Consider the following 14,516-nt stretch of genomic DNA (forward strand, 5'->3'; position numbering starts at 1 on the left):
TATAAAGGAAAATGACTATTGACTGATCCGATTGGAAAAATAAAAAAATTTTGGGATGATCGGGCACTAAATGACGATTTGTCGGAAGATCTACTTACTCATCGTGACAAAAATCAGAGAATGTTGGAGATTGAGACCCTATCGTCCCACCTTCCATACAACCAACATATCCTGGATATCGGTTGTGGAAATGGCTTTTCAACGGCCTTATTCTCCAAACAGGCCCAAAAAATTGTTGGTCTTGACTATTCCGGGGCTATGATTGAGCGGGCCAAAAACAATTTTGGACATCTTCCTAATATTGAATTCAAGGTTCAAGATGTGCTCAATTTGGATTTCCCGGAGTGTCATTTCGATGTTGTTATTTCTCAGCGATGTCTGATTAATCTTGGAACCTGGGAAAATCAACAAAAGGCCTTGCTGAACATTAAAAAGGTTTTAAAGCCCGGCGGTTTTTTCCTCCTTCAGGAAGGGACACGGCAAGGGCGGGAAAAATTAAATCAAACGAGGGAAATTTTCGGCTTGGACCGCATGCCGGAGGTGTCTTTTAATCTTGATTTTGATGAAGACAAACTCTGGCCTTTCATCCGGCAGCATTTTGATATTGTCGAAATTCGCCGGTTTGGGCTTTATGATTTGATTTCACGGGTGGTGCATCCTCTTTTGGTCAGTCCCGCCAAACCCGAATACGATGCCGAAATAAATAAGATTGCCCGGCGCCTTTCCCGGTTAAGGGGAATGGAAGAGTTGAGTCGAGAGTTCAGCGCCTTTTTGCGTCGCTTGGACGAGTGACGGGAAAAAGGCACAAAAATACAAAAAGATTGAGTGGCGGGAAGGAATTAGAATTGAGATTAGAAAAAAGCAGGGTATTGATTACCGGGGGAGCCGGATTAGTCGGGTCCCATATCGTTGACCATTTAGAAGGAATGGGGCTGGCGGAAATTGTTATTCTTGACAACTTTGGTCGCGGCCGACGTGAGAATCTATCTTTGGCCATGGCCCGTAGCCCTCTAAACATCATCGAAGGCGATATAAGAGACCGAAAATTGTTGGCTGAGGCGATGAAAGGGATTGACGTTGTTTTTCATCAAGCAGCCATCCGTATTACCCAATGTGCCGAAGAACCGCGCTTGGCTCTTGAGGTAATGGCCGATGGAACTTTCAATGTTTTGGACGCGGCGGTCCGGGCGGGCGTAAAAAAAGTTGTGGCCGCCTCTTCTGCCTCGGTTTACGGTCTGGCTGACACCTTCCCCACCCCTGAGTCCCATCATCCTTATTATAACCGTACTCTTTATGGTGCAACTAAGGTGTTTAATGAGGGTTTGCTGCGGTCTTTTAATGACATGTATGGTCTCGACTATCTCGGTTTGAGATACTTTAATATTTATGGACCTCGCATGGATATTTATGGCGCTTATACGGAGGTCTTGATTCGATGGATGGAACGGATTGTTAAGGGAGAACCGCCTCTTATTTTCGGGGATGGCACCCAGACCATGGATTTTATTTATATAGAGGACGTGGCCAGGGCCAACATCTTAGCGGCCGAGGCTGAAGTTACCGATGAAATTCTAAATATAGCCAGTGGGAAAGAGACGAGCCTCAATGAATTGGCCCAGGCCTTATTAAAAACCATGGGATCGGATTTGTCTGTCCAGCATGGTCCTGAACGAAAAGTAAATCCCGTTTCAAGACGCCTGGCTGATGTGAGTAGAGCCCGGAAACTGATAGGCTTCGAAGCCCAAACCTCTTTGGAGCAGGGATTGGGTCTTTTGGTTGATTGGTGGCGGACGCAAAAGAAGGATGTTGATCGATGATTCCGATTATCAAACCCATCATGGACCAAACGGAGGTCGAGGCCGTAGAACGTGTAATTTTGAGCGGGTGGGTTACCCAGGGACCGGAAGTGGCTGCTTTTGAACAAGCCTTCGCTTCACAAGTAAAGGCGGAACATGCCTGTGCCGTTTCAAGTTGTACTGCCGCCCTGCATCTGGCCTTGCTGGCTGTGGGGGTTAAACCGGGAGATGAAATCATCACGGTAACCCATTCTTTTATTGCCACGGCCAATAGCATCCGTTATTGCGGAGCAATACCGATTTTTGTAGATATACAGCCGGGAACCTATAATATGGATCCCTCTCTTATTGAAGAGGCCATTTCAAGCCGAACCCGGGCCATTTTATGTGTGCATCAGATGGGTATGCCTTGCGATCTCAATAAAATCATCAATGTGGCCCGGAGGCATTCTCTGCTGGTAATTGAGGATGCAGCCTGTGCCATAGGGAGTGAAATTCTCCGGAAGGGGAAATGGGAAAGGATCGGTAAACCCCATGGCGATATAGCCTCTTTTTCCTTCCATCCCCGCAAAATTATCACTACCGGAGATGGAGGAATGATTACCACGGCCAACCCGGAATGGGATAAGAAAGTGCGTCTTCTTCGACAACATGGAATGAGCGTTCCCGATACGGTGCGACACGGTGCCCAGCAGGTAATTTTTGAGTCTTATCCGATATTGGGATACAATTATCGTCTGACCGATATTCAAGCAGCGATCGGAAAAGAACAACTCCAAAGACTGTCGAAAATTATAGGGCGACGGCGACAATTAGCCTCTAACTATTTGAGGTTGATGGCCGATTGGCCTGGTTTTGGATTGCCGGTGGAGCCTTCCTGGGCCAGAAGTAATTGGCAAAGTTTCTGCGTCCGCCTTCCAGATAACTGCGACCAGCGAGAAACCATGCAATCTTTGTTGAAGGCCGGGGTTGCCACACGACGGGGGATTATGTGCGCTCATCGGGAGAAAGCCTATGACCGGGGAGATTGGTCCTGTGGCCCCTCCTCGGAGAAATGTGATTGCCCCCCCAAGACCTGTTTCCGTCTTAAACAAAGTGAACAGGCGCAAGACCGAACCATCATTTTACCTCTTTACCATCAAATGACTGATGATGAACAGGAAAAGGTCGTCAAAAGCCTTAAAATGGCCTGCGGGGTTTAAGAAAAAACACTCTTCGTCGTTGTGTGATTCGTCGTTCGGCGAAACCGATTTTATACTTCAAGGTGCCTCTGGGGGCATGAGGGTGCGAGAAAAAAATAAAGATCGGAGTTCGAAGAAAACCATTTTTATATTGCCTTCTTACCGTTTCAGGGCATAAGGGTTAATAATGGAAAAAACTTTTCTTTCTCTGGTAACTCCGGCGTTTAACGAAGCAGAGAATTTGCCAGTTTTATATGATCGGTTATCGAAAATCCTCAAAGCTTTAAACTTGGAATGGGAATGGCTAATAATTGATGATCATTCTGCAGATGATACCTTTGGGGTGATAACCTATTTGGCTAAACAGGATACACGGGTTCACGGAATTCGCTTGTCCAGAAATTTCGGTTCTCATATGGCTATAACCTGCGGACTCCAACGGGCCAAAGGGACTGGTGTGATTATTATGGCGGCCGATTTACAAGACCCTCCTGAAACACTGCCGGCCCTTTTGGAAAAATGGCGTAATGGTGCCCAGGTTGTTTGGGCCGTTCGACGGTTACGGGAAGGGGAGAAAAGTTCTAAAGTCGGCTTTTCTCGTCTATATTATTTCTTGATGCGGCGGATTACGGGAATAAAAGATATCCCGGCTACCGGAGCCGATTTTTTTTTAGTTGATCGTACTGTCGTTAATGCCTTCCGGGAATTCAGCGAGCGAAATGTTAGTATCATGGCTCTGATAACCTGGATGGGTTTTCGGCAGGATTACATTTATTACGATAAACAAGCCCGAAAATTCGGTCGTTCGGGATGGGATCTCAGGAAAAAACTAAAATTGGTTGTAGATTCAATGACCTCGTTCACCTATTTACCCGTCCGTCTCATGTCATACCTCGGCTTTTTCGTTGCTTTAATGGGACTGGTTTATGCCGCAGTGGTCATCATTAACGCTTTGAGAGGAAACCCGGTACAGGGCTGGTCTTCTCTCATGTTGGTCGTACTGGTAATCGGCGGTTTTCAAATGATTATGATGGGAATCTTAGGGGAATACCTCTGGCGGTCTTTGGATGAATCCAGGCGACGCCCCCCCTATCTGATTGAGGCTGTTACAGATTTTCGATCCAATTCCAGTGATACCGATAATAAAACCGATCGAGAAATCGGAAACATTTGAGATGGTGTTCCATTTCGAACCCTGAGAGGACAGTCAGGGGAAAAATTTTTTGAGGTTAAAAGATGGCAACTGAAATTTCTAAAGAAGCCCGTATTTATGTGGCCGGGCATGGCGGGCTGGTGGGTTCGGCCGTCCTCCGCCGATTAAGGCAGGAAGGCTTTTCCAATATTTTGACCGCCACCAGGGAACAATTGGATCTGCGGGATCAGGCGGCGGTCAATTACTGGTTCCGGGCCAACCGGCCGGAATTTGTTTTTCTGGTGGCCGGAACGGTCGGGGGGATCCTGGCCAATGCCACCCGGCCGGCGGAATTCATCTATGACAACATGATGATCCATGCTACCGTGGTCCATGCGGCCTATATTTTTAAGGTCAATAAACTCCTTTATCTGGGCAGCTCCTGTATCTACCCCCGGGAATGCCCCCAGCCCATTAAGGAGGAATATCTCCTGACTGATGTGCTTGAACCGACCAATGAAGCCTATGCCATTGCCAAGATCGCCGGGATTAAACTCTGTCAGGCTTACCACCGCCAGTACGGCTGCAATTTTATTTCCGGTATGCCGACCAATCTATACGGCCCTCATGACAATTTCGATTTACAGAGTTCCCATGTGCTCCCGGCCCTGATTCGGAAATTTCATCTGGCCAAATTAGCCGCTCAGGGGAAATGGGAAGAAATTGAAGCCGACGAAAAGATATTCGGTCCCCTGCCGGAAGACTTGCGCCTTTCCCTGGGACTTTCCAATCGGATCCGGCCACTGGCCGGCGGCACACCGCAATCGGTGATTATCTGGGGTTCCGGGGCCCCCAGACGGGAGTTCCTTTATGTGGATGACCTGGCCGATGCCTGCCTATTTATTATGCGCCACTATGAACCTTATCTCGAACCTGGGCCTATAGTCCAAAGGAATGTAATCGACCATCTCAACATCGGAACCGGCGTGGACCAGACCATTCGGGAACTGGCCGAAGCCGTGCAAAAGATCGTCTATCCGGAGGCCAACCTGATCTTTGATCACACCAAACCGGATGGGACCCCCCAGAAGCTATTGGATATCTGTAAATTGAAAGATTTGCAGTGGCGTCCCAGGATCGGTTTGGAAGAAGGGATTGCCCAAACCTATGACTGGTATGTCAAAGAAACCGAAAGATTAAGAGGGCAGGGGGGATAAGCTCTAACCGAAGCTATTTGAAATTTCGTATCAGTTTAGCTTTTGGAAAACGGCGATAACCCCTCTGTCATTCCGGTGAAAACCGGAATCCAGGTGTTATGTTGAGACGAAAAGAACCTGGATTCCGGTTTTCACCGGAATGACGTTTGAGAAAGTCAGGATTTTCATGTAAAAGTTTCAAGTTTTTCAAAAGGCTAAATTGTTACGAAATTTCTCTGTTTTTCGTTTTTAGGAGTAACCAGCATCCAGCATCCAGTAACGAGTAACCAGTAACCCGCATCAAATATCCGTTCTCATTTTCTGGAGAACAATAACCAGGACCACCAATCCCAGACCGATGGCATCATAAAGCCACGAAGAATAAACCAGCATCAAGCCGCCGGCGGCCAGGAAAATACGTTCCATCCCATTGGCCCTTTTTAAAAACCAGGCATCCACGCCACCGGCCAGGGCGGCAATGCCGATCATGGAAGTGAAGGAGGTCCAGAGGATCTTGGGCCAGGGGCCGGACAAAAGCAGGCCGACCCCATCGGGATGCAAGGTGAACATGAATGGGACGATGAAGGCCGGCAGGGTGTATTTCCAGGCCATCATGGTGGTTTTAAAAGGGTTCCCACCGGTCAGGGCCGCCGCGGCAAAGGGGGAGAGGGCCGTGGGCGGAGAAACTTCGGATAAAACGGCATAGTAGAAAATAAACATGTGGGCCGCATAATCCGGAACCTTGAGCATGATCAGGGCCGGGGCGGCAATAACCGCGCCGATGATATAAGAGGCTGTTACCGGGACCGCCAGACCGATAACCCACATCAATATCCCCGTAAATACACAAGTCAGGAATAAATTACCTCCGGCATAGCTGATGACGATAGAACTGAATTTCAGCCCCAATCCGGTCAGGGTCACCACCCCGACAATGATGCCGGCGCTGGCGCAGGTGGCGGCCACCCCTAATACGCCGATAGAACCGGATCGCAGGGCGGCAATTAATTTTTTGGGTTTTAAGGCCGTTTCGGATCTGAAAAAGCTCACCCCAAAGGCGATCAGGGTGGCATAAAAGACCCCCATAATGGGCGTAAAACCCACGACCATCAGGACCACGATGGCAATCAAAGAGGTAAAATGAAACCAATAGCGCCAGGTTAATTGCTTTAGGCTATAGGTCTCATCGATGGAGACTCGTTGGGCGCCGAATTTTTTGGCGTCAAACTCGACCATCAGAAAGATGGATAAGTAATAGAGGAGGGTGGGCATTACCGCCATACGCAGGACATCGAGGTAGGAGATTTTTAAAATCTCGGCAATCAGAAAGGCGGCCGCTCCCAGGACCGGCGGCGAAATGATGGCCCCTATCCCCCCGGCCGAAAGCAATCCACCGGCCGATTCCTTGTCATATCCGGCTTTGGCCAGCATGGGATAGGCCACAGATCCCAAGGTAACGGTCGTAGCCACCCCGCTGCCCGAAGGCCCACCTAAAAGAAAGGAGGCTAAAGTCACGGTCCGGCCGGCACCGGTAGGTTTCCGGCCCATAGCGGCAAAGGAAAAATCGATAAAGAATTTACCGGCCCCGGAATATTCCAGAAAGGCTCCATAAATGGTAAATAGAATTATAAAGGTGGCGGAGACATCGATCGGGACGCCAAAGATCCCTTCCAGGGTCATATACATGTGGCCGACGATGCGTTCCACATCATAGCCGCGATGGGTCCAGGGGGACGGCAATTGAGGGCCCATATAGGCATAGATCAAAAAAAGAATACTGATAAAGGGCATAATCCAGCCGGTGGCCCGTCGGACGACCTCCAGGACCAGCAAGATAAAAATGATCCCAAAGGCCTTATCCCAGAAAGTGGGTGTCACCGCCCGGTAGATGAATTCTTCAAAGTCAACTAACATATAGACGATGGTGGCTACTCCCAGGAAGGCCAGACCGATGTCATACCAGGCGATGCGATTTTTTAGTCTTTTTAAGGGGGGAAAGACCAGGAAGCCTAAAAAGAAGACAAAAGCTACATGTACTCCCCGAAGGATCTGGGTGGTCACCGTCCCCACCGCGGCATAGAGGTGATATAGGGACATGGCTACGGCCATAATAGTGATAAAGGTTTCGAAAGGTCCCGAAAGCCTTCGGGTGACCCCTTCTTCTTCTTCAATATATTTTTCTGCTTCCTTTATCCGCTCTTCATTGATCAAAGGTTCCGAAGATTCCTGGTCCCCTCTTGGTTCTGAATCCATAGATCATCCTTTTTCCCCTGATACTCTCCGGGAAGTTCATAGTATAGGAATTTAATGGGTTCGTATTTCTATCAGAGTGCCTTCCGGCAATAAGGTGGATAGGGATATTTTTTCTGTTCCCCATTCTAACCGGACTTCCCCGATAGGAGATATCAGCATCGGGATCTTGCCGATTTTTCTGGAGAGCCTGACCCAGTCAGAGGTAGATTCTTCAAGGCCATAATATTCCAGGACCGCCGGGCTGCCGGTTTTTATCCTGTCCAGCCAGATTGAACCTTCTGAATCGATTAAAAAAGCTTCCCAAACCCAGGTGTCGTAAATCGAATTGCGATGAATCAGGAAGAACTGATCCCCCGGGATAATCGGTCTTTCCCAATAGACCCGGCCGGCATCCCTTAATACCACTTGAAGCAAAGTGGTCGTGTGAGCTGGTAAAGGCAACAGGACCCACAACAGGATCAGGAGAATGGCCGGCAGGCGTTTTTTTCTTTTTCGATCCCTGGGTTCCATTAGGCGCTTAGTACCGATACCTCGACAAAGTTTTGTTGATCAAGGGGCGAACTTCCTCATTTTGCTTCGTCGGTGCCCACGTCAGGTGGGTATGATGGTTTAACACGCCAATATGAATAATAAATATCGAATTATGAATTTTTTTCCTTCCTTCGATATTCATTATTCGATATTTGATATTTTCATGTTTCGTAGTGCCCCATAGTGGCAAGAGGGGTTTGTTAGATTTTTGCCCCTTTTTCCTTATAATACTTGACCGCTCCCGGATGGTAAGGAATAGGGGTGCCATGCACCGCCCCTTCCAGGGTCAGGTGGTTGGCCTCTTTATGAACGGCCACCAGTTCCGGTTTATGGGCAAACAAGGTTTTTAAGATATTATAAGCCAGGGCGGCATCCAGTTTTTCATGGCAGATCAAGATATTGGCGACGGCGGCCACATGGGTGTCCGAAGCAATTCCAGGGTAGGTGTTTTTGGGGATGTTTCCTTTGAAATAGACCGGTCCGTATTTGGCCACCATTTTGGCTACACCATCCTCGTGGCCGATCAGTTTAATTTTGATCCCCGGCGTAGCGGCGATATCCAGGATGGAAGCGGTCGGCAGCCCTCCGTCCCAGAAATAGGCATCGATCTTATTATCTTTCAAGGCCCCGGCCGATTCGCTGGCCCCCAGCCGATCCCGGGTAATATCCTTGTCGGGATTAATACCATAAGCCTCCAAAACCCGTAAGGCCTTAACTTCCGTCCCTGATCCCGGGGCACCGGTCGATATTTTTTTCCCTTTCAGGTCGGAGACTTTATTGATGCCTTTTCCATCCAAGGCCACGACATGCATAAAGTTGGAATAGAGTACGGCCAGATTGCGGATGGGGAGTTTATCCTTGAATTTCCCGGTCCCCATATAGGCATCATAAGCCACATCACCCATGACAAAACCCAGATCGGCCTTTTGGGCGGCCACCAATTTGCAGTTGTCCACCGAGGCGGCGGTGACTTCGGCCGTTACCTCCACCCCAGGCAAATATTTGGTCAGGACTGCGGCCATCCCTCCCCCATAGGGGTAATAGACCCCCCCGGTCCCCCCGGTAACGACGGATAGCCGGACTTTGGTTTGGGCTAAAACCTGGTCCGGGGAATAAATCAGGATTCCCAATCCGACAGCACTGGAAATTTTTAGAAAATCCCTGCGATTCAAATAATGACTTTTCCTCTCCATAAGTAGCCTCCTAAAATAGTTATGCGTTGATCGGGATTATTCCCTTATTTCAAACCATCTAACCGGCCAAACTTTAAAAAATTGTTATCAGTTTAGCCTTTTGAAAAATTAGAAGCTTTTACTTGAAAATTCTGACCTGCTTGCCCCGTCATTCCGGATTCCGTCCCGGAGGGACTACACCCCGGAGGGTGAAAACGGGAATCCAGATGTCATGCTGAGCCGAAAAGAACCTGGATTCCCGTTTTCACGGGAATGACGAAGAGGTTATCGGCGTTTTTTAAAAAGTAAAACTGATACGATCAATGCACCTTTTTATCATATTTATCCCAGAAGGGATCACGCAAACCCTTTTTATAGAGTTTTCCTGATCCGGTCCGGGGTAAATGATCGAGAAAGGTTATCGACTTCGGGGCCTTATAATGGGCCAGGTTTGTTTTACAAAACCGGATAATTTCCTCCTCGGAGGCTTGTTGTCCTTCTTTCAATACCACGGCGGCGTGCACGGCTTCCCCCCATTTTGCATCCGGGACACCGAAGACCGCGGCCTCAAGGGTCTTGGGAAACTGGTATAAGATATTTTCCACTTCAGTGGAATAGACATTTTCTCCTCCGGTCAAGATCATATCCTTTTTCCGGTCGACGATATTCACATACCCCTCTCCATCGATGACCGCCAGGTCCCCGGTATGAAGCCAGCCGTTTTGGATGGCCTTTTCGGTTTCTTCCGGCAGCTTCCAATAACCCTTGGTGATCGTGTCCCCCCGGACAATAATTTCACCCACCTCCTGATCATCCGGCCGGACCTCTTCCCCGTTCTCCCGGACTACCTTCAGAGAAACGCCGATAAAGGCCCTGCCGGTCTTGGCCTTGTAGACGAATTGTTCTTCAGGGGGCAATTGTTTCAGATGTCCCTTCAATAGGGAAAGGGTCAGATAGGGGCTGGTTTCCGTCATGCCGTAGGTCTGAATGTAATCGCAGCCGAACCCCTGCATAATTTTCCGAACCACCTCCGGGGCGATGGGTGCCCCGCCGCTTAACAACACCCGAAGATCCGGGAAGATATAGCCCGAAAAATCCGGATGATGGATCAGCAGATTCAACATGGTGGGGATCATGTTGGAAATCGTCACCTTTTCCCGGACCATGGACTCCAGAACCGCTTTGGGTTCAAATTCCCTAACCAGAACATGGGTGCCGCCCACCCAGGTAATGGCCCAGGTGGCCCAGGCATCGGCCAGATGGAAAAGGGGAGCCACATGGATCCAGACGTCGGAATCCGTCAACTGCAGTTCGGCAATAGTCCCCAGGGCATGGAGGTAGCCATTTTTGTGGCTCAGCATGACCCCCTTGGGTCTCCCGGTCGTTCCGCTGGTGTAATAAATCTGGGCCGTAGCCTCATCACCGGGTCCCCAATCCTGGAGCGGGTCTGAAGAGGATGTCCTTAACGCCTCTTCGTAATCTAACCCTCGAGACCGGGTCTGGTCATTTGGATCCACCCAGAGGGTGGTTTTAAGCGAAGGGGTTAAAGACCCAAGGCCTTCGATCTTAGGGAAAAAATCAGAATGGGCGATTAATAATCGGGATTCCGAATCCTTGAGAATAAATTCTATTTCCCGGGTGGATAAACGATAATTGAGGGGGACGAGAATGGCTCCGATCAGGGCGGTGGCAAAATAGGCCTCCAGAAAAACATGACAGTTGTAATGCAAAATGGCCACCGCCCGGCCCGGTCCCAATCCCTGGGCTTTCAGAAAATGGGCCAGCCGACCGATCCGTTCAAAAAACTGTTCATAGCTCCAAGTTGCCTGATGGCAGCGAATAGCCTCTTTTTGAGGATAGGCCCGGGCCGCTTTAAATAAAAGTTCGGCTAAGTGAATGGAAACCCCTCCTTTCTCAATTCCGCTTATGGTACTTTCCAAGCTTTAATAGAGAGTCGGAAAAAATTCAACCAAAATTTTTGTTTTTCAAATAAACTTTTTAGATAGAGGGGCCGGTTTAATCCCTGATTTTTTTAATTCCTTGTTGAGGATCCTGGCCACCTTCCAGGCCCCGGGTGTGTCGCCATGAATGCAGAGGGTATCCGCTTTCAGTGTAATTTCCTTTCCTTCCAGACTGGTTATGGTCCCGAAGGAAATGAGTTTAACGATCCTTTCTTTGACCCGGTCTGGGTCATGGATCACCGCCCCGGCCATGATCCTGGGTGCCAGTCGGCCGTCTTTTAAATAGGCCCGGTCCGGAAATACCTCCTGGGCTACCTTTAGCCCGGAGGCGGCGGCTAATTGGGCACCCTTCGACCCGGCTAAGAGCACCAGAATTATTTCCGGATCAAAGGCCTTAACGGCTTCGATCACTTCTCGGGCCGTTTTTTCATCCTGGGCGGCCAGATTATATAAGGCCCCGTGGGGTTTTACATGCTGGAGGGAAAGGCCGCAGGCCTTGGCCAGGGCTTTCAAGGCCCCTATCTGATAAAGGAGATAATTTTTGATTTCTCCGGGGAAGGTCTGCAAGTTTCGTCGGCCGAATCCCAATAAATCCGGGTATCCGGGATGGGCTCCCACGGCCACACCGTGCTTTTTGGCCATTTCCAAGGTTTGGGCCATGACCATGGGGTCTCCGGCGTGATAACCGCAGGAGATGTTGGCCGATGTAATATAGGGGATAATCTTTTCGTCTTCGCCGATTTTATAAGAACCGAAACTTTCCCCCATATCGCAGTTGATATCGATCTGCATATATTCCTACCTTTCCCTAACGGAATCGAGTCTGACCTTTTCCCGGATCCCTTTATTCACGTTACGGCCAGGGTTTCATTCTTGATATCGGTGATGAACATGTGTCCTGGGGCATGGGTGATACAAACCTCCGACTTGGCCGATAAGGCCGCCAGGGCGGAAGTGACCCCGCAGGCCCAGAAGACCGGCGTCTCCCCTTTTTGGATGGTCACCGGGTCCCCGAAATCCGGTTTTCCAAGATCTTTTATCCCCAACTTTTTTTCATTCCCTATATGAACAGGCGCACCGTGCACCAAGGCATAACGGGCGGTGACCTGTACGGCCCGGGGGACCAGCTCCTCCTGGATGGGCCTCATGGAGACCACCAAGGGAGCGGAAAAAGGCCCGGCCGGATCGCATTTCCGGTTGGTGATATACATGGAGACGTTTTTGTTTTCGTCGATGTTTCGGATGGGAATGCCCGCCCCAATCAGGGCCTCTTCAAAAGAAAAGCTGCAACCCATTAAGAAGGAAACCAGGCCGGGATTAAAAAAAGAAGAAATTTCCCGAACCTCCTCTTTCAGCTTCCCCCTTTCCCAAATCCGGTACAAGGGAAGATCGGTCATTAGGTCCGCTCCCGGAGCGGTCCTTCGGGGTTCAATCTGACCCGGTTCGATGACCTCCAGGACAGGACAGGGCTTGGAGTTTCTTTGGCAGAAAAGGAGGAAGTCAAAGGCATAGTTCCGATCCAGGATGACCAAATTGGCCTGGGCATAGCCCGGAGCCAAACCGCTGGTAGGTTTGGCCCAAAGGCCCTTCCGGATTTTTTGTCTGATCTGACATGGGAAATCGATCTTTTTCATGACAACTCCTTTTATTAGATTCTAACGCTCTATATCTGAGGATTTATCCTCTTTAAAACCATAGAGCAATCTGCTTTTCTTTTTTGATGTAAAGCTCCTGGGCTTCCTCTATTCCGATGGCCTTAAATTGAACCCGATAACCAGGGAAGGCTTGGGCGATGAGGGGCAGATCAACGGTAGCCACGGTGGCAATCTTGACATACCCCCCGATGGTCTGACGGTCGGCCATGAGGATGATCGGTTGGCCGCTTCCGGGAATCTGGATGGAACCGAAGGCCATGGCGTCGGAGAGGATGTCCGGCCCGGTTTTGTGCCTTATGGGGGGGCCGGCCAAAAGACAGCCCATCCGGTCGCTCCGTTGGGTGACGCTATAATCAGCCGTTAAGAAGGTGGCCAGCCCTTCTGCGGTAATCGCATCGTCCTGGGGGCCCAGGACCACCCGCAGGATGGGTTCACGACTATAGATGGGAATAAATTCCGCCGGCAAGGATGAAAAAATTCCCGGACGGATCGGTGGGCCTGATTCCAGGACATCTCCTTTGCGTAAAGCCCGTCCAGCCAATCCTCCGAACCCGCCGCGCAGATAAGTGGACCGGCTTCCCATGACCAAGGGAACCTCAAACCCTCCGGCCACGGCTAAGTACCAACGGGCGCCTTTTCGCCCAAAGACCAAAGAAAGGACATCCCCCTTGGCCGCCTGATGAGCGGTCCAGGTAGGTATGATTTTGTTGTTCAGGCGGGCTTCCTGCTCGGCACCGGTTACGGCAAACCAGGTGTCCCTTAAAAACACGGCGGTGAATCCGCCCAAGGTGATCTCCAGAGAGGCGTCCTTTCCCGAATTGCCGGCCAAAAGGTTGCCGAGACGATAGGCGGTCTGATCCATGGCCCCGGATACGGGCACGCCCCGGTCCTGGAAACCATAACGGCCCTGATCCTGGACCGTAGTCAGCGGTCCGGGACGTATGATCCTAATGGTGTTCAAATTCTTCTTCACTTATGGGGTTAAATTTCACCCGGTCCCCGGGCTTCAGATAAAAGACCTCTTCCCGGTCCAGGTCAAAAAGCTTGATCGGGGTCCGTCCGATCAACTGCCAGCCCCCGGGACTGTCGATGGGATAGATCCCGGTCTGTTGGTCGGCAATACCAACCGTGCCGGCCGGGACTAATTCCCTGGGAACTTTTTTCCGAGGCGCAAACAACCGGGGGTCCAATCCCCCCAGGTAAGGAAAGCCCGGGGTAAACCCGATCATGTAAACCTGATAAACGGCCTTCGAATGGATTTCAATAATCTCCTCTTCGGTTAAATGAAGGTAGTCAGCCACCACCTTAAGATCCGGCCCATAGGCGTTCCCATAACAAACCGGGATCTCGACCAGACGGCCCACGGTTTCGGCAGCGCCTCCCGATAATTCGCTAAAGGAGAAGACGATTTTTTGAAGGTCTTTAAAGGATAACACGGTTGGATCGTATTGGACCAGGAGGGAGCGATAGGTGGGGATTAAATCGATGAGTCCTAATGGCGGCTCAGCCTTCAGCTTATTAAATAAAGCATAGACCTCACGGTTTATCAACGGATCGATGACGGATCCGAATTCGACGGCTACGGCTGAATCGCCGCAGGGAAGGATTTTGGGATGACCCATGGAGAAAGCCTTTTAAT

General features: G+C 50.0%; 13 protein-coding genes. 5 read left to right on the forward strand and 8 right to left on the reverse strand.

Features of this window, described 5'->3' with window-relative positions; translation table 11 throughout:
* The first annotated feature begins 18 nt into the window (after positions 1-18).
* From HY879_03710 to HY879_03730, 5 genes are all read left to right on the forward strand, one after another.
* Complete coding sequence (locus tag HY879_03710) at positions 19-792, forward strand: class I SAM-dependent methyltransferase (protein MBI5602438.1); 774 nt, start codon at positions 19-21, stop codon at positions 790-792.
* 53 nt (positions 793-845) lie between these two features.
* Positions 846-1,817: an NAD-dependent epimerase/dehydratase family protein gene (locus tag HY879_03715; protein MBI5602439.1), complete on the forward strand. Its 972-nt coding sequence runs from the start codon at positions 846-848 to the stop codon at positions 1,815-1,817.
* Complete coding sequence (locus HY879_03720) at positions 1,814-2,998, forward strand: DegT/DnrJ/EryC1/StrS family aminotransferase (GenBank protein MBI5602440.1); 1,185 nt, start codon at positions 1,814-1,816, stop codon at positions 2,996-2,998. Before HY879_03715 ends, HY879_03720 begins: the two co-directional genes overlap by 4 nt.
* A gap of 166 nt (positions 2,999-3,164) precedes the next feature.
* Positions 3,165-4,151, forward strand: coding sequence for a glycosyltransferase family 2 protein (locus tag HY879_03725; GenBank protein MBI5602441.1), 987 nt, complete (start codon positions 3,165-3,167; stop codon positions 4,149-4,151).
* A gap of 62 nt (positions 4,152-4,213) precedes the next feature.
* A complete protein-coding gene (locus HY879_03730; GenBank protein ID MBI5602442.1) occupies positions 4,214-5,326 on the forward strand; it encodes a GDP-L-fucose synthase in 1,113 nt (370 codons plus the stop codon).
* A gap of 279 nt (positions 5,327-5,605) precedes the next feature.
* Here the strand turns inward: HY879_03730 and HY879_03735 are convergent, their stop codons facing one another.
* The 8 genes from HY879_03735 to pxpB form a co-directional block, all read right to left on the reverse strand.
* On the reverse strand, positions 5,606-7,558 hold the full coding sequence (locus tag HY879_03735; protein ID MBI5602443.1) for a TRAP transporter fused permease subunit: 1,953 nt from the start codon (positions 7,556-7,558) through the stop codon (positions 5,606-5,608).
* 51 nt (positions 7,559-7,609) lie between these two features.
* Positions 7,610-8,068, reverse strand: coding sequence for a hypothetical protein (locus HY879_03740; GenBank protein ID MBI5602444.1), 459 nt, complete (start codon positions 8,066-8,068; stop codon positions 7,610-7,612).
* Between the two features lie 221 nt (positions 8,069-8,289).
* Positions 8,290-9,282, reverse strand: a complete 993-nt coding sequence (locus HY879_03745; GenBank protein MBI5602445.1) for a TAXI family TRAP transporter solute-binding subunit — start codon at positions 9,280-9,282, stop codon at positions 8,290-8,292.
* Between the two features lie 299 nt (positions 9,283-9,581).
* Positions 9,582-11,201 (reverse strand): long-chain-fatty-acid--CoA ligase, encoded by a 1,620-nt coding sequence (locus HY879_03750; protein MBI5602446.1) that lies wholly within the window; start codon positions 11,199-11,201, stop codon positions 9,582-9,584.
* A gap of 45 nt (positions 11,202-11,246) precedes the next feature.
* Complete coding sequence (locus HY879_03755) at positions 11,247-12,014, reverse strand: LamB/YcsF family protein (GenBank protein ID MBI5602447.1); 768 nt, start codon at positions 12,012-12,014, stop codon at positions 11,247-11,249.
* Between the two features lie 56 nt (positions 12,015-12,070).
* Positions 12,071-12,856 (reverse strand): putative hydro-lyase, encoded by a 786-nt coding sequence (locus HY879_03760; GenBank protein MBI5602448.1) that lies wholly within the window; start codon positions 12,854-12,856, stop codon positions 12,071-12,073.
* A 52-nt stretch (positions 12,857-12,908) separates the two neighbouring features.
* Entirely contained in the window at positions 12,909-13,838 is a 930-nt protein-coding gene (locus HY879_03765) for a biotin-dependent carboxyltransferase family protein (protein MBI5602449.1), read from the reverse strand.
* Positions 13,825-14,499 carry a 5-oxoprolinase subunit PxpB gene (gene pxpB / locus HY879_03770; GenBank protein MBI5602450.1) on the reverse strand — a complete coding sequence of 225 codons (675 nt, stop codon included), beginning with the start codon at positions 14,497-14,499 and terminating at the stop codon, positions 13,825-13,827. Before pxpB ends, HY879_03765 begins: the two co-directional genes overlap by 14 nt.
* Positions 14,500-14,516 lie beyond the last annotated feature (17 nt).

It is taken from the genome of Deltaproteobacteria bacterium (genome assembly GCA_016219225.1).
In the GTDB taxonomy this organism is placed as follows: domain Bacteria; phylum Desulfobacterota; class RBG-13-43-22; order RBG-13-43-22; family RBG-13-43-22; genus RBG-13-43-22.